Raw genomic sequence first — 15,169 nt, 5'->3', positions numbered from 1 at the left:
CACTGGGAAATGACACAACCAGAGTTGAGCCTATTCCGCTCAACTCCGGTGCTGTGACGCCCATCACTCGCGCGGTCGCCACCGCCAGTCGAACTCGCCGGCCGCGGGCGGCGGGCCGGGCAACGGCTCGGCGTCGCCGTCTGCGGTGAGGCCGTCCAGCAGCACCGCGAGCTGCCGCCGGCGCAGCTGCCGAGTCCGATCCGGATCAGGTACGCGGATCGCGGCGCAGGACTCCAGCACCAGCCCGAGGTCCTGGACCACGACGTCGGGTCGGAGCCGACCACTTGCCCGCGCCCGGTCGAAGAGGGCGGTCGCCAGCTCGTTGGCGCGCATCGCGTCCCGGCCCATCTCCTCGGTCGGGGTGAACGTGCCGGCCAGGTGGACGGTGAGCGAGTGCACGTCGGCGTCGACCACTCGGCCCAGGAACCCGCTGAACGCGGCCCAGTCGTCCGGCTCGGCGCGGGCCGCCTCGGCCTCGGCGACGTACCGGCGTAGCCCGTCGTGGCAGAGCTGGCGCAGCAGGTCCTCCTTGCCCGCGTACCGCCGGTAGAGCGCGCTGATGCCGACGCCGGCGCGTTCGGCGACGGCGGCGATCGGCGCCTTGGGGTCGTCGAGGAAGACCGCGCGGGCGGCTTCGAGGATCACCTCGTCGTTGCGGGCGGCCTGGGCACGGCGACCGGCCAGCGGCGCGTCCGTCTTTCCGGGGGGAGTCGGCATGACTTCAGACTAACAGTGGAACGGATCGTTCCGGTCTGCTACTGTCATTACAGAACGAAACATTCCGTTCCGAAGGAGTCCCGAGATGACCGGCACCGCGATCCGCCCGTTCCGCGTCGAGATCCCGCAGACCGCCCTCGACGACCTGGCCGCCCGGCTGGGCCGCACGATCTGGCCCGCCGAGCTGCCCGGCGTCGGCGATGCGTACGGGATGAGCACCGACCGGGTGCGCGCCCTCGTGGACCGGTGGCGGGACGGGTTCGACTGGCGGGCCGTCGAGGCCCGACTGAACGCCCACCCGCAGTTCGTCACCGAGATCGACGGCGAGCAGATCCACTTCCTGCACGTCCGGTCCTCCCGGCCGGACGCCACCCCGCTGGTGCTCACCCACGGTTGGCCCGGCTCGGTGCTGGAGTACCTGGACGTGATCGCCCCGCTCACCGAGCCGACCGCACCGGACGCGCCGGCCTTCCACCTGGTCATCCCGTCGCTGCCCGGCTTCGGGCCGTCCGGCCCGACCCGCAGCACCGGCTGGAATCGGTTCCGCACCGCCCGCGCCTGGGCCGAGCTGATGAACCGACTGGGGTACGACCGGTACGGCGCGGTCGGCAACGACGCCGGCTCGATGGTCGCGCCGGAGCTGGGCCGGATCGACCCGGAGCACGTGCTCGGGGTGCACGTCACCCAGCTCTTCTCGTTCCCCTCCGGAGACCCGGCCGAGTTCGCCGGGCTCTCCGCGGCCGACCAGGCGGCGCTCGAGCACCTCCAGTGGTTCTACGAGAACAAGTTCTCCTTCAACCAGGTGCACAGCCAGCAGCCGCAGACCCTGGCGTTCGGGCTGGCCGACTCGCCGGTCGCGTTGCTGGCCTGGAACGCCCAGCTCTTCGACGAGAGTCTGGACGCGGACTTCATCCTGGCCAACGTGGCGCTCTACTGGTTCACCGGCACGGCCGCCTCGGCGATCCGGTTCTACTGGGAGGACGCGCACGCCGGCCAGCCGCCGACCGACCCGACCACCGTGCCGACCGCGCTGGCCATGTTCCCCGGCGACTTCCAGTCGATCCGCCGGTTCGCCGACCGGGACCACGCGAACATCGTGCGGTGGACGGCGTACGACACGGACGTCGACGGGCGCGGCGACGTCGGCGGCCACTACGCCGCCCACCAGGCCACCGACGTGCTGACCGCCGACATCCGCGAGTTCTTCGCCAGCCTGCGCTGACCATGTCGTACCCGGTGCCCGCCCCGCTCCCCGCCGGGGCGGGCACCGGCGCGTCCGACGCGGGTGCGATCACCGGCCGGGTCGCCGGGGCAGGCGGGCGGTGCAGGGGGTCTCGTGGTCGGCCCGCAGCACGCAACGGCGGCCATCGTCCAGCCGTCGATCGCAGAAGACCCAGTGCCGTACCCCCTGGTTGTCCTCGGTGGAGACGGTGATCCCGCCGAGGTCGATCCGGGCGAGGAAGGCCAGCGACCGGCCGGCGGTCCGGCCCAACATCTTGGCGCGAGCCAGGTCCGGCGCGGCGACCGGCAGATGGATGACGTAGCGCCCGCTCATCGCCGCCGCCCCAGGTCAGGCATGAGTCGTGGTCCTCTCCTCGCGGGTGCGGATCGCTGGCACGGCCGTTCACTCGGGGGTGCGCCCGGCCGTGCCAGCGCGACACGGACGTCCCGGCCGAGGAGGCCGGCGCCTACCAGGCTTTCCGCTCCCGAACGTCCGCTCGGACAACATACAACGCAAAGCATTATAAGACAACCAGTGACCATGCTTAGCACGCGAAGTGTTGGCCGACCGGCCACACTCATGGGAGGATCTTGGGGCCTACCAGGAGTTGCCCCATGCCCCGAGTTTCGGACCGCCAACGCATCGCCCAGGACATTCGCGACAAGATCGGTTCGGGCGAATACGCCCCCGGCGACAAACTGCCCTCGCTGCGCGAGATGGTCGCGCACTACGGCGTGTCCGCCGAGCCGGTCCGTTCGGCCCTGCTGATCCTGCAGGCTGAGGGCCTGATCGAGGGGCACCAGGGCAAGGGCACATACGTCGCTGAGCAGAAGTAGACCTTGGTGCGGAGCGGCCCTGGAGGGCCGAGTTCGACCAAGATCTACCCCCCGTTCAGCAAGCGGTAGCCTTGGCTGGTGCGAGTACGTGTCGAGCAGATTGCCTTACCGGGGATCGGGGTACGCCACGATCTGGTGACGGAGTCCGGACGCCGCCTGGGCGTCGTCTCCCACCGCAACGGCCGCCGGGATCTTGTCCTCTACGATCCCGACGACCCCGACTCCTGCCAGGCTGACATCCCGCTGACTGACGACGAGGCGGAGGCGCTGGCCGACATCCTCGGCGCGTCGCTGATGCTCGGTCAGCTCTCCGGGCTGCGCGAGCAGGCCGCCGGTCTGCTCACCGAGCAGATCGCCATCCCGGCGGGATCGCGGTACGTCAACCGGAAGCTGGCTGACACGAAGGCGCGTACCCGCACCAGCGCCTCCATCGTGGCGGTGCTGCGCGACGGCGAGGTCATCGTCTCGCCGCTTCCCACCTTCCGCTTCGCGGCCGGCGACGTGGTGGTCGTGGTCGGGACCCGCAAGGGTCTCGACGGCGTGTCCGCCATCCTCGCCGACAGTGACCCGGACGGCTGAGGCGGATGCACGAATCCACCACACTGCTCGTCGAAGTCGGCGCGCTGCTGCTGCTGCTCGGGCTCCTCGGCCGGCTCAGCCGCCGGGTCGGCCTCTCACCCATCCCGCTCTACCTGCTCGCCGGTCTCGCGTTCGGGCACGGTGGCCTGCTGCCGCTGAACGCCAGCGAGGAGTTCTTCGCGGTCGGCGCCGAGATCGGCGTGATCCTGCTGCTGGTCATGCTCGGCCTGGAGTACTCGGCCAACGAACTGGTCGGCAACCTCCGCTCGGCGGCCCCGGCCGGCCTGATCGACGGTCTGTTCAACGCGTTGCCCGGCGCGGCGTTCGCCCTGCTGCTGGGCTGGGACTGGGTGGCCGCGCTGGTGCTCGGCGGCATCACCTGGGTCTCCTCCTCCGGAGTGATCGCCAAGGTCCTCGCCGACCTGGGCCGGCTCGGTAACCGGGAGACCCCGGTGATCCTCTCGGTCCTGGTGATCGAGGACCTGGCCATGGCGTTCTACCTGCCGCTGGTCACCGCGGTGCTGGCCGGCAGCGGCCTGCTCGGCGGTGGCATCGCGCTCGCCGTCGCGGTGGGCACCGTGCTGCTGGTGCTGCTGGTCGCCATCCGCTACGGCCACCTGATCTCCGCCGCCCTGTCCGCGAAGGATCCGGAGGCGCTGCTGCTCGGCGTACTCGGTCTGACCCTGCTGATCGCCGGCGTCGCGGCGAAGCTCCAGGTGTCGGCGGCGGTCGGTGCGTTCCTGGTCGGCATCGCGCTCTCCGGCCCGGTGGCGCACCACGCCACCGAGCTGCTGAGCCCGCTGCGGGACCTCTTCGCCGCGGTGTTCTTCGTCTTCTTCGGGCTGGTCACCGACCCACGCGACATCCCGCCGGTGCTGCTGCCGGCGCTCGCGCTGGCGGTGGTCACCATGGGGACGAAGACGCTGACCGGCTATCTGGCGGCCCGGCGGGTCGGCATCGCCGAACCCGGTCGCTGGCGGGCCGGGCTCGCGCTGGTCCCCCGAGGCGAGTTCTCCATCGTCATCGCAGGGCTCGCGGTGGCGGCCGGCAGCGTCGAGCCGCGGTTGGCCGCGCTCGCCACGGCGTACGTTCTGATCACGGTGGTGACCGGGCCGATGTTGGCCAGGCTGCCCGACTTCCCGTGGTTCAAGCGCTGGCTGCGCCGCCGTGCCGCCCTGCAACGGCGCGAGCCGGTGCCGGTGGGGGACTGACGTCCGTCGCTGCCCTCACGAGCCGGGTCGGCCGTACGGTCGACCCGGCTAGGCCAACGGTTGCTGAATTGCTCCCCTGAGGGGCTACCGCCGCTGTCCGGTTGCGATTAGCGTGTCGCCCCAGCAGCCCAAGGTCCGCAGGCGGCTGTGCCACCGCGGGCAGAGTGGAAGGTTGGCCGGTGAGCGTGCAGGAGTCGACGTTCCACGGCTTTGCCAACCCCGTCGATCCATCGCCGGCGGAGTTGCGCGCGTGGGCCTACCAACCCGATTCGGTGCCGTTGGCGTCGATGCCGCCCGACTGGGACCTGCTGGTCTCCGGCGACCGGCTGGTGCTGACCCTCTTCGACCTGGCCATGGACCCGAGCTGCCCGGCCCGCCGGTTCGCCCTGCACTGCCTCTACATCTACGCGGCCGACGGCATCCGGACGAACTTCCGTGCCCACCCCAAGCGCCGCTTCCGCAAGCTGGTCGAGCAGGCCGAGAAGACCGGCGACGAGATGATGCGGACCTGGGCGCACAACAGCCGGGTGCTGCTGGCCCGGCAGGACCTCTTCGTCTACCGGGACTGGTGCGAGGGCGGCCTGGTCCGGGAGAACCGCCGGATCGGCTGACCCGCGTTTTCGAGGCGAACGGGCCGGGACCCCCAGCCCGGACGTCACCGCGTCCCGGCCCCCGTTTTTGAGGCGAACGGGCCGGGACCCCCCGTGGGTCCCGGCCCGCACGTCGGCGTCCGGTCCTCGGCCCGGCCCGCCCTACCCTCCCGATCGACTCTCCGCTCGCTCCCGGTCGGCCCCGTGGTCCGGCCGGTCGGCGAAGCGCCCCTCCTTCACCACGTCGGTGAAGCGTCCTTTGATGATCTCTTCGAACCGCTCCCGGACCGTCTCGGTGATCTTGTCGAGCCGGTCCTCCGCCTGCTGGGCCACCTGCTTCGCCGCATCCGTCATCGCTCCCCCATGCCAGTGGGTCTGCTTTGCGCGGAAAGGACCTCATTTGCACACTAACGGGAACGGCCCGGCCCGCGCCGGGAAAACCAGCTAGCGGGCCGGGCCGTTCAGGTCCCGGAGGTGAGTGTCGGGTCAGCGGTCGGGGCCGCGGCGCGGGCGCCAGACCACCAACGCGGTGGAGGTGCGGTTGGTCGGCACCAGGTCGCGGCCCGGGAAGCGGGCCAGCGACTCCAGTTCGGCGATCCGGTGGTACGCGGCGTCCAACTCCGCCTCCAGCCGGGCCACCCGCTGCTGCGCCTGCTCGACCAGGCGTTCCAGCCCGATGATCCGCTTGACCCCGGCCAGGTTGATCCCGTCGTCCTGGCTGAGCCGCTGCACCTCGCGCAGCAGCACCACGTCCCGGACGCTGTAGCGGCGACCGCCGCCGGCCGCCCGCCCGGCCTGCACCAGGCCGAGTCGGTCGTACTGGCGCAGGGTCTGCGGGTGCATCCCCGCCATCCGCGCCGCGACCGAGATCATCAGCACTTTGGCCTCGTAGGCCGGGTCACCCGCCGAACCGGCGAACCCATCCGACATCCCGCTCACCTCCGCGTCACTGACCGCGTCAACCGATTCGACGCACCCGCGCGTCGAGATGTTCCCGCGCCGCCGGCGCCGTCTGCTCGGCGAACTCCTCCAGCGCCGCGCGCGCCTCGTCCGACACCCGTGCCGGCACCACCACGTCCAGTGTCACCAGCAGGTCGCCGGCCTGCCCGTCCCGGCGGGTCACGCCCTTGCCCCGCGCCCGCAGGATCCGACCGCTCGGGGTACCCGGCGGAACCCGCAGGGTCACCGCGCCGTCGAGCGTGGGCACCCGCAGGTCGGTACCGAGCACGGCCTCCGCGAAGGTGATCGGCACGGTCAGCGTCAGGTCGTCGCCGCTGCGCCCGAAGAGCTCGTCCGGCCGGACCTTGACGTGCACGAACAGGTCGCCGGCCGGCCCGCCGCGCTCGCCCGGCTCGCCTCGCCCGGCCAGCCGGATCCGCTGGCCGTCGGCGACCCCGGCGGGGAAGCGGACGTTCAACGTGCGGGTCTTCGTCACCCCGCCGGTGCCGTGGCACTCGGGGCACTTCTCCTCGACCACGGTGCCCACGCCCTGGCAGTTGCGGCACGGCTCGGAGAAGCTGAACGAGCCCTGGTTGCGGGTCGTCACGCCGGCGCCGTGGCAGACCGGGCAGGTGCGCGGCTGGGTACCCGGCTTGGCGCCGTTGCCGTGGCAGGTGTCGCAGACGCCGGGGGCGCGCAGGGTCAACGGCAGGGTCACGCCGTGCACCGCGTCGCCGAAGTCCAGCGCCACCTCGGTCTCCACGTCCCGCCCGCGGGCCGGGCCGCGTGGGGCGGTCGAGCCGGCCTGCCCACCCGAGAAGATCGAGCTGAACAGGTCGGAGAAGCCGGCGCCGCCGAAGCGGCGGTCGCCCCCGCCGCCGGCTGTCGCGCCGCCGAACAGGTCGGAGACGTCGAACGGAACGCCCCCGGCGTCGCCCGCACCCCGGGCGTTACGCCGGAACGCCCCGGAACCGAAGAGGGAGCGCATCTCGTCGTACTCCCGGCGTCGGCCCGGGTCGGAGAGCACGTTGTTCGCCTCGGACGCGGCCTTGAACCGCTCCTCGGCCTTCGGGTCGCCCGGATTGTGGTCCGGATGCGATTCCCGGGCCACCTTTCGGTACGCCTTCTTGATCTCGTCCGCGGAGGCAGCCTTGTCCACGCCGAGCATGGCGTAGAAGTCCTTCTCGATCCAGTCCTTGGAACTCACCGGTCCACCCCCTTCCGACCGTGGTGGCCCGGTCGCCCCGCCCGCCGTCGTACGGCGGACGGGGCGACCCGGTCACTGCTTCGCACTATTCCGGTTCCGCGACCGCGACCAGAGCCGGCCGCAGCAGACGCTCACCGAGCTGGTAGCCCCGCCGCATCACCTGCACGCAGGTCGGCTCGGTCACGTCGGCGGAGGTCTGGTGCGCCACCGCCTCGTGCAGCGTCGGGTCGAACGGGTCGCCCTGCTCGCCGAACGGGGTCAACCCGAACTTGCCGAGCGCCGTGGTGAGCTGCTCCGCCACCGTTCCGAACGGCCCGACCAGGTCGCCGTGTTCCCGCGCCCGGTCCAGGTCGTCCAGGATCGGTAGCAGCGCGGCGAGCACCGACCCGGTCGCCTGCTCGGTGACCACGCCGCGGTCCCGGTCCACCCGCTTGCGGTAGTTGGCGTACTCCGCCGACACCCGCTGCAGGTCCCGCGTCCGCTCGTCCAGGTCGGCGCGGAGCGCCTCCAGCTCGGCGCCGAGGCTGGTGCTGGTCGCGGCGTCGACCGGCTCGGCCGGCGCGTCCACCACCGGCGGGCCGCCGGCGGTCGCGCCGTCGATCGTGCCGGTCTCGACCTCGATCTCGTCGACCACGACCTCGGCGTCCTCGACCAGCCCTTCGGCCGAGACGTCGGTGGCGGCGTCGGCGGCCGTCCCCTCCGGCTCGGCGGGCCGGCTGATCTTGCGGTTGTTGCGGATGACGACCCGCGGCGCGTCACCGGTGGCCGGCTCGGCGGGCGCGGAGCCACCCGGCGTCGACCCGGTCTTGCCCCGGTCGGCGGCTCGTGGCTTCTCCGTCATGCGGCTACCTCATCCCTTCACCGTGGACACGTGTCGGAGGCCGACGGTCACTTCTTGCCGTCCTCGTCCACGATCTCCGCGTCGACCACGTCGTCGGCGCCACCGGCCGCCTGCGGGCCGGTCGCCCCGGCGGCACCCGGGCCGGCCTCGCCGCCCGGCTGCTGGCCCTGCTCGCCCTGCTGGGAGTAGAGCAGCGAACCGGCCTGCTGGGACACCTGCGCCAGCCGCTCGTGCGCCGACTTGATCTTCTCGATGTCCTGGCCACCGAGGGCGCTACGCAGCTCGCCGAGCGCCTCGTTGAGCTGGTCGCGGTTCTCCGCGGGCAGCTTGTCGCCGCTCTCCGCGAGGAACTTCTCGGTCTGCCACTGCAGCGCCTCGGCCACGTTGCGGGTCTCGGCCTCGTCGCGGCGGCGCTTGTCCTCGTCCGCGTGCTCCTCGGCGTCCCGGCGCATCCGCTCGATGTCGTCCTTCGGCAGCGAGGAGCCGCCGGTGATCGTCATCTTCTGCTCCTTGCCGGTGCCAAGGTCCTTGGCGTGCACGTTGACGATGCCGTTGGCGTCGATGTCGAAGGTGACCTCGATCTGCGGCACGCCGCGCGGCGCCGGCGGGAGGCCGGTCAGCTCGAAGGTGCCGAGCTTCTTGTTGTAGGACGCGATCTCCCGCTCACCCTGGAAGACCTGGATCAGCACCGACGGCTGGTTGTCGTCCGCCGTGGTGAAGACCTCGGAGCGCTTGGTCGGGATGGTGGTGTTGCGCTCGATCAGCTTGGTGAAGATGCCGCCCTTGGTCTCGATGCCCAGGCTCAGCGGGGTCACGTCGAGCAGCAGGACGTCCTTGACCTCGCCCTTGAGCACACCGGCCTGGAGCGCGGCGCCGACGGCGACGACCTCGTCCGGGTTGACGCCCTTGTTCGGGTCACGGCCGGTCAGCTGCTTGACCAGGTCGGTGACGGCCGGCATCCGGGTCGAGCCGCCGACCAGGATCACGTGGTCGACGTCGGAGACCTTGATCCCGGCGTCCTTCACGGCCTGCTCGAACGGGCCCTTGCAGCGGTCCAGCAGGTCCTGCGTCATCCGCTGGAACTCGGCGCGGCTCAGCGTCACGTCGAGGTGCAGCGGGCCGGCGGAGCCCGCCGTGATGTACGGCAGGTTGATGTTGGTGGTGGTGGCGGCGGACAGCTCGATCTTGGCCTTCTCGGCGGCCTCGCGCAGCCGCTGCAGGGCCATCTTGTCCTGACCCAGGTCGATGCCGTGCTCGCCACGGAAGGTCTTCACCAGGTGGTCGATGATCCGCTGGTCCCAGTCGTCACCACCGAGGTGGTTGTCACCGCTGGTCGACTTGACCTCGATGACGCCCTCGGCCAGCTCCAGCAGGGAGACGTCGAAGGTGCCACCGCCGAGGTCGAAGACCAGGACGGTCTGCTCCTTGGAGCCCTTGTCCAGCCCGTACGCCAGCGCGGCCGCGGTCGGCTCGTTGACGATCCGCAGCACGTTGAAGCCGGCGATCTCACCGGCCTCCTTGGTGGCCTGGCGCTGGCCGTCGTTGAAGTAGGCCGGAACCGTGATCACCGCGTCGGTGATCTGCTCACCCAGGTACGCCTCGGCGTCCCGCTTGAGCTTCATCAGCGTGCGGGCCGAGATCTCCTGGGGGGTGTACTTCTTGCCGTCGATGTCCACCGACCAGTTGGTGCCGATCTCCCGCTTGACCGACCGGATCGTCCGGTCCGGGTTCGTCACCGCCTGGCGCTTCGCGACCTCACCGACGAGCACCTCACCGTTGCGGGCGAACGCGACGATCGACGGGGTCGTCCGCGAGCCCTCAGCGTTGGCGATGACGGTGGGCTCACCGCCCTCGAGAACGCTGACGCAGGAGTTCGTCGTGCCGAGGTCGATACCGACCGCACGTGCCATCTTCGCTTCCTCGCTTCGTAAAGGTTGAGCAGGTGACGGGCACCGCCCGCTGAGCTGCCCGGCGGGCGCCGCCGCAGCGGGCCCCACCGCAAGTTGAGTGAACCGGACTCAATAGTGCCACGCGTCCGCAGATCGTCAAGTCGGGGTTGAGTGAACCCGACGCAACCTTCGTTTGCTACCGATCGGTTGTCTTCCCTTGCATCGGTCGGGCACGCTTTAGCGGTGACGACGCACGGCGATCCCGCCACCCAGTCCGGCGCGCCCGCCGTCGCAGCCCGCACCGGCCCGCCGGATGACGCGGAGGACCCGCCCGCCACCACCGGGGACGACACCCTCCCCGCCGCCCTGGAGGGCCTGCGGGCCGCGATCGGGGCGACCAGTTTTCCGCTGACCCTGCCCTCGGCCGAGCCGGCCCGGCGCACCGCCGCCGGGCTCACCGACCAGCTCGACGACTACCTGCTGCCCCGGCTCACCCGGCTCGACGCCCCCCTGCTGGTGGTGGTCGGCGGCTCCACCGGCGCCGGCAAGTCGACCCTGGTCAACAGCCTGGTCCAGGCCCGGGTGAGCGCGGCCGGCGTGCTCCGCCCGACCACCCGCTCACCGGTGCTGGTCTGCAGCCCGGCCGACTCGTCCTGGTTCCGTCAGGGCGAGCTGCTGCCCGGCCTCACCCGCACCAACGAGCCGAGTGAGGATCCGGGCACCCTCCAGCTCGTCACCGCCCCCGCGCTCCCGCCCGGCCTCGCCTTCCTCGACGCGCCGGACATCGACTCGGTCGTCGACGCCAACCGGGCGCTCGCCGGTCAACTGCTCGCCGCCGCGGACCTCTGGCTCTTCGTCACCACCGCCGCCCGCTACGCCGACGCCGTCCCCTGGGAGCTGCTGCGCAGCGCCCGGTCCCGGGGCGCCGTGATCGCGATGGTGCTCGACCGGGTGCCGGCCGAGGCGAGCGACGAGATCGCCGCCCACCTCTCCGAGATGCTCGCCGAGCAGGGTCTCGGTCAGGCGCCGCTCTTCGTGCTCCCGGAGACCTGGGTCGACGGGCAGGGGCTGCTGCCGGGGCGGGTCACCGCCCCGCTCGCCGACTGGTTCGCCCGGCTGGCCGCCGACGCGGACGCCCGGGCCGCCGTGGTGCGCCAGACCCTCGACGGGGCGCTGGCCGCGGTGCACCCCGCCATTGAAGGGCTCGCCGACGCCGCCGACGAGCAGGTCGCCACGGCCGACGCGCTCGACGAGCGGGTCCAGGCGGCCTACCGGGGCGCGCACCGCACGGTGGAGCAGGGGTTGACCGACGGCCGGCTGCTCCGCGGCGAGGTGCTCGCCCGTTGGCAGGAGTTCGTCGGCACCGGCGAGTTCTTCCGCACCCTCGAAGCCCGGATCGGGCGGCTGCGCGACCGGTTGATCGCCGCGGTGACCGGGCGGCCGGCACCCGCCGCCGAGCTGCGTACCGCGATCGAGTCCCAGCTGGTGACGCTGCTGCGCGGGGTCGCCGCCGAGGCGGCCGAAAACGCGTACACCGGGTGGAAGGCGCACCCGGCCGGCGCGGCGCTGCTCGAACCCGGGCTCGCCCATCCCGGTGACGACCTGCCCGAGCGGGCCGAGCGGCTGGTTCGGGAGTGGCAGCGCGGGGTGCTGGACCTGGTCCGCGCCGAGGGCGGCGACAAGCGCTTCGTGGCCCGCACCGCCGCGTACGCGGTGAACGCCACCGGGCTGGCGGTGATGATCGCGGTGTTCGCCTCCACCGCGTTCATCCCGACCGGGCTCGAGGTGGCCACCGGGGCCGGCACCACGGTGGCCGCGCAGGCCGTGCTTCAGGCGATCTTCGGCGACCAAGCGGTTCGTACGCTCGCCGGCAAGGCCCGCGTCGACCTGCTCGACCGGGTGCGGACGCTGCTGGACGAGGAGGCCGCCCGCTACCTCGCCCGGACGGAAGAGGCCCGGCCCGGGCCGGAGACCGCCGACGCGCTGCGGCGCGCCGCGACCCGGGTGGAGATCGCCCGGCACCGCAGCGGCCTCACCACCGGGGAGGGCGACCGGTGAGCGCGAGGAGTGAGCTTGCGAGCCCCGCAGTCGCGAACGAAAGGCCGGCCCGGTGAGCAATGTCGTCGGTCGGATGCGTGAGGCCTTCCGGGGTGACCAGCGGGTCGACCCGGACACGCTGCTCGCCCGCCTGGACGCGGTTCGCCGCTTCCTCGACGCGGCGGACGGGCACCTGCCCGATTCTCAGCTCGTCCCGGCGCACACCCTGGTCGAGCGGGCCGGCACCCGGCTGGCGCTCTCCCGGGACCACACCGTGGTCGCGCTGGCCGGCGCCACCGGCAGCGGCAAGTCCAGCCTGTTCAACGCGCTGGCCCGGCTGGAGCTCTCTCCGGTCGGGGTACGCCGGCCGACCACCGGGGTGACGCACGCCTGCGTCTGGGGCCAGCAGGAGGGCGCGGTCCGGCTGCTCGACTGGGTCGGCGTGCTGCCCCGGCACCGGTTCGTGCGGGAGAGCGCCCTGGACGGCGACGACGAGTCGGCCCTGCACGGCCTGGTCCTGCTCGACCTGCCCGACTTCGACTCGGTGCAGCGGTCCCACCGGATGGAGGTGGACCGGCTGCTCGGCCTGGTCGACCAGGTGATCTGGGTGGTCGACCCGCAGAAGTACGCCGACCGGGTGATCCACACCGGCTACCTGCGCGAGTTCCACCGGCACCGGGACGTCACCCTGGTCGTACTCAACCAGGCCGACCGGCTGCCCCCGGCCGAGCTGCCCCGGGTCCTGGCGGACCTGCGCCGGCTGCTCGACGCGGACGGGCTGGACGGCGTCCCGCTGCTGGCGACCACCGCGATCGACCCAGCCGGGATCGGCGACCTGCGCGCGGCGCTGGAGCGGACGGTGGCCGAACGGCAGGCGGCGCTGCGCCGGCTCGCCGGGGACGTCGACACGGTGGTGAGCGAGCTGGACGACCTGGTCGGCTCCGCCCGGCCGGCGGGCGGCCCGGACGACGCCACGGTCGACGGGCTGACCCGGGCGCTGGCCGGGGCGGCCGGCGTGCCGGCGGTGACCGACGCGGTGCAGCGGGCGTACCGGCACCGGGCCGTCGCCAGCACCGGCTGGCCACTGGTCCGCGGCTGGCGGCGGCTGCGCCCCGACCCGCTGCGCCGGCTGCACCTGCCCGGGCCGGGCGGCGAGACCGCCGACCCGGCGGAGAGCCTGGTCGCCGCGACCTCGGTACCGGATCCCACCGCCGCCCAGCGCTCCGCGCTCGGGCTGGCCATCCGGGCGGTGGCCGACCGGGCCGCGGCCGAGCTGCCGGCGGACTGGCCGGCGGCGGTGACCACGGCGGCCCGGTCGCGCCTCGGCGACCTGCCGGACGAGCTGGACCGCGCGGTCGCCGGCACCGATCTCGGAATGGGCCACCGGCCGGTCTGGTGGCGGGTGGTCGGCGCGCTCCAGTGGCTGGTCACCCTGGCCGCGCTGGTCGGGTTGGGCTGGCTGGTGCTCGGCTACGCGCTGCGCGCGCTCGGCCTGCCGAAGCTGGACAACCCGGCCGTGGGCGAGGTGCCGCTACCCACCGTGCTGCTGCTCGGCGGCCTGCTCGCCGGGCTGCTGATCTCCGCGCTGACCCGGCCGGTCGTCCGCTGGGCGGCCCGGCGGGCGCGGCGCCGGGCCGAGCGGCGGCTGACCGCCGCGGTGGCGACGGTGGGCGACGAGTACGTGCTCACCCCCGTCCGGGTCGTGCTCGCCTCCTACGCCGAGGCCCGGGACGCGCTGAAGGACGCCGCCCGCCGCTGATCCGGCCGATCGCTACCGCTCGCCGGAGCGCCCCCCGGGCGTAGGGTCGGAGCATGGCCACGCCTCAGACCCCCTACGACGCGGTGCTGCACGCCGCACGCGACGTGACCAAGCTCGACTGCGCCCTGGACGCCGAGATGCTCGGCGCCGCGCTGCTCGGCAGCGTCTACGCGATCGCCGAGACCGACCGCAGCGCCGCCGTCCGGGAGTTCGTCGCCGGCTTCCTCGTCGCCACCGCGCGCCGGCGTACGGCCGCGGCGACCACCATCCGCTCGGTCTTCGCCACCCTGGTGCCGGACGCCGAGGGCGCCGGCCGGGTCCGCCCGGGCAGCCAGGCGCCGGCGTGGTCCGGTCAGCTCGGCCGGGTGCACCTCACCGGCAGCTGGGCGTACGGCGACGTGTACGGCGACCAGACCTCCTACCTGGCCACCTTCGCCTACGACGACGCGGTCGGCGGCCCGGAGCACGCGCTGGTGGCCCTGGTCGACCACAACATCGGCATCACCAAGGACGTCTTCGTCGGCGGCCCCGCCGAGCGGATCCTGGAGCAGGTCCGGCAGATGTGCGCCAGCGACGACCTGACCTGGTTCCGGGAGGAGGACCCGGCCCGGATGCGCAGCGAGGTGGCCCGGCACCTGCTGATCACGGACGACCTCGGCGAGCTGCCCGGCGAGGGGTCGCTCGCCACCGACCGGGCGCTGGTCGGCGCCCGGCTGGCGCTGCTGCCCGGCGCGGCGTTGCCGGCGCCCCGGGAGCCCGAACAGCTCTCCGCCGACGACCGGACCGAGCTGGTCCGGCGCTTCCTCGCCTCGCCGGAGGCGGCCCGCGCCGGCCTGGACACCGTCGACGGCCCCGAGCTGGCCTCGCTGCACTTCTGCCTCAGCCTGCTGCTCGACCACGCGGCGACCTTCCCGGACGCCGATCCGCTGCGGTGGAGCCCGGCGGTCGCCGGGCTGTTCCTGCTCGACTGGGTGCACCGGCGGGCGGTGCTGGACATGGACGACGCCGCGATGCTGCCCCGGGTGCTGCGGGCCTGGGCCGGCTACGCGGCCCACCGGCGCGGCCTGCCCGAGTCGGCGGCGGAGCAGACCGACGCGGCGATCGAGGAGATGGTGCCGGAGTTCGCCCGGCTCTACAGCACCGGCGAACGGCGCAGCCCGGCGACGGCCGCGGTGGCGCAGCTGATGGCCGACGGGGTGGACCCGGACGACCCGGCCGCGCTGGACGCCTGGATCGAGGCCAATCGGCACCGGCTGGCCGACGACTGACCACCCACCTCTACCCACCCGTTCGATCGGGTTGATCATGAGGTCTGCGGCGACGAAGGAGATCGACACCGCCG

The 15,169-nt window shown here is 72.9% G+C and carries 15 protein-coding genes; 8 read left to right on the top strand and 7 right to left on the bottom strand.

Annotation, left to right across the window (positions count from 1 at the left end; genetic code table 11):
• Window positions 1–63 precede the first annotated feature (63 nt).
• Entirely contained in the window at window positions 64–717 is a 654-nt protein-coding gene (locus AB0C04_RS01615) for a helix-turn-helix domain-containing protein (protein WP_357046851.1), read from the bottom strand.
• Window positions 718–802: 85 nt separating this feature from the next.
• Between AB0C04_RS01615 and AB0C04_RS01610 the strand changes: the two genes are divergently transcribed.
• Window positions 803–1,939 (top strand): epoxide hydrolase family protein, encoded by a 1,137-nt coding sequence (locus AB0C04_RS01610; RefSeq protein WP_357046849.1) that lies wholly within the window; start codon window positions 803–805, stop codon window positions 1,937–1,939.
• Window positions 1,940–2,008: 69 nt separating this feature from the next.
• On the opposite strand, the gene AB0C04_RS01605 is transcribed toward AB0C04_RS01610, so the two are convergent.
• On the bottom strand, window positions 2,009–2,272 hold the full coding sequence (locus tag AB0C04_RS01605; RefSeq protein ID WP_357046847.1) for a hypothetical protein: 264 nt from the start codon (window positions 2,270–2,272) through the stop codon (window positions 2,009–2,011).
• A 281-nt stretch (window positions 2,273–2,553) separates the two neighbouring features.
• Between AB0C04_RS01605 and AB0C04_RS01600 the strand changes: the two genes are divergently transcribed.
• The 4 genes from AB0C04_RS01600 (at window position 2,554) to AB0C04_RS01585 (ending at window position 5,176) form a co-directional block, all read left to right on the top strand.
• Entirely contained in the window at window positions 2,554–2,775 is a 222-nt protein-coding gene (locus AB0C04_RS01600; protein ID WP_357046845.1) for a winged helix-turn-helix domain-containing protein, read from the top strand.
• Between the two features lie 78 nt (window positions 2,776–2,853).
• The gene (locus AB0C04_RS01595) at window positions 2,854–3,354 is read left to right on the top strand and encodes a TrkA C-terminal domain-containing protein (protein ID WP_357046844.1); all 501 of its coding nucleotides are present in this window, start codon (window positions 2,854–2,856) and stop codon (window positions 3,352–3,354) included.
• A 5-nt stretch (window positions 3,355–3,359) separates the two neighbouring features.
• Complete coding sequence (locus AB0C04_RS01590; RefSeq protein WP_357046842.1) at window positions 3,360–4,565, top strand: cation:proton antiporter; 1,206 nt, start codon at window positions 3,360–3,362, stop codon at window positions 4,563–4,565.
• Between the two features lie 179 nt (window positions 4,566–4,744).
• Window positions 4,745–5,176: a hypothetical protein gene (locus AB0C04_RS01585; protein ID WP_350868464.1), complete on the top strand. Its 432-nt coding sequence runs from the start codon at window positions 4,745–4,747 to the stop codon at window positions 5,174–5,176.
• 141 nt (window positions 5,177–5,317) lie between these two features.
• On the opposite strand, the gene AB0C04_RS01580 is transcribed toward AB0C04_RS01585, so the two are convergent.
• The 5 genes from AB0C04_RS01580 to dnaK form a co-directional block, all read right to left on the bottom strand.
• A complete protein-coding gene (locus AB0C04_RS01580) occupies window positions 5,318–5,509 on the bottom strand; it encodes a hypothetical protein (RefSeq protein ID WP_357046840.1) in 192 nt (63 codons plus the stop codon).
• Window positions 5,510–5,641: 132 nt separating this feature from the next.
• Window positions 5,642–6,085 (bottom strand): MerR family transcriptional regulator, encoded by a 444-nt coding sequence (locus AB0C04_RS01575; protein ID WP_357046838.1) that lies wholly within the window; start codon window positions 6,083–6,085, stop codon window positions 5,642–5,644.
• Window positions 6,086–6,113: 28 nt separating this feature from the next.
• Complete coding sequence (gene dnaJ / locus AB0C04_RS01570; protein WP_357046836.1) at window positions 6,114–7,301, bottom strand: molecular chaperone DnaJ; 1,188 nt, start codon at window positions 7,299–7,301, stop codon at window positions 6,114–6,116.
• 85 nt (window positions 7,302–7,386) lie between these two features.
• Window positions 7,387–8,142: a nucleotide exchange factor GrpE gene (grpE, locus tag AB0C04_RS01565; protein ID WP_357046834.1), complete on the bottom strand. Its 756-nt coding sequence runs from the start codon at window positions 8,140–8,142 to the stop codon at window positions 7,387–7,389.
• Between the two features lie 47 nt (window positions 8,143–8,189).
• The gene (gene dnaK / locus AB0C04_RS01560) at window positions 8,190–10,052 is read right to left on the bottom strand and encodes a molecular chaperone DnaK (protein WP_350868472.1); all 1,863 of its coding nucleotides are present in this window, start codon (window positions 10,050–10,052) and stop codon (window positions 8,190–8,192) included.
• A 222-nt stretch (window positions 10,053–10,274) separates the two neighbouring features.
• Here dnaK and AB0C04_RS01555 point away from each other — a divergent pair, with 222 nt between their 5' ends.
• From AB0C04_RS01555 to AB0C04_RS01545, 3 genes are all read left to right on the top strand, one after another.
• Window positions 10,275–12,089 carry an ABC transporter gene (locus AB0C04_RS01555; protein WP_357046832.1) on the top strand — a complete coding sequence of 605 codons (1,815 nt, stop codon included), beginning with the start codon at window positions 10,275–10,277 and terminating at the stop codon, window positions 12,087–12,089.
• 73 nt (window positions 12,090–12,162) lie between these two features.
• The gene (locus tag AB0C04_RS01550) at window positions 12,163–13,827 is read left to right on the top strand and encodes a GTPase (RefSeq protein WP_357046830.1); all 1,665 of its coding nucleotides are present in this window, start codon (window positions 12,163–12,165) and stop codon (window positions 13,825–13,827) included.
• Window positions 13,828–13,880: 53 nt separating this feature from the next.
• On the top strand, window positions 13,881–15,095 hold the full coding sequence (locus tag AB0C04_RS01545) for a hypothetical protein (protein ID WP_357046828.1): 1,215 nt from the start codon (window positions 13,881–13,883) through the stop codon (window positions 15,093–15,095).
• The last annotated feature ends 74 nt before the right edge of the window (window positions 15,096–15,169 follow it).

The sequence above is a fragment of the Micromonospora sp. NPDC048909 genome (assembly GCF_040649635.1).
Taxonomy (GTDB): domain Bacteria; phylum Actinomycetota; class Actinomycetes; order Mycobacteriales; family Micromonosporaceae; genus Micromonospora.
Note: the sequence above shows the minus strand (reverse complement) of the source record. Positions and strands in the feature narration are given on the sequence as shown.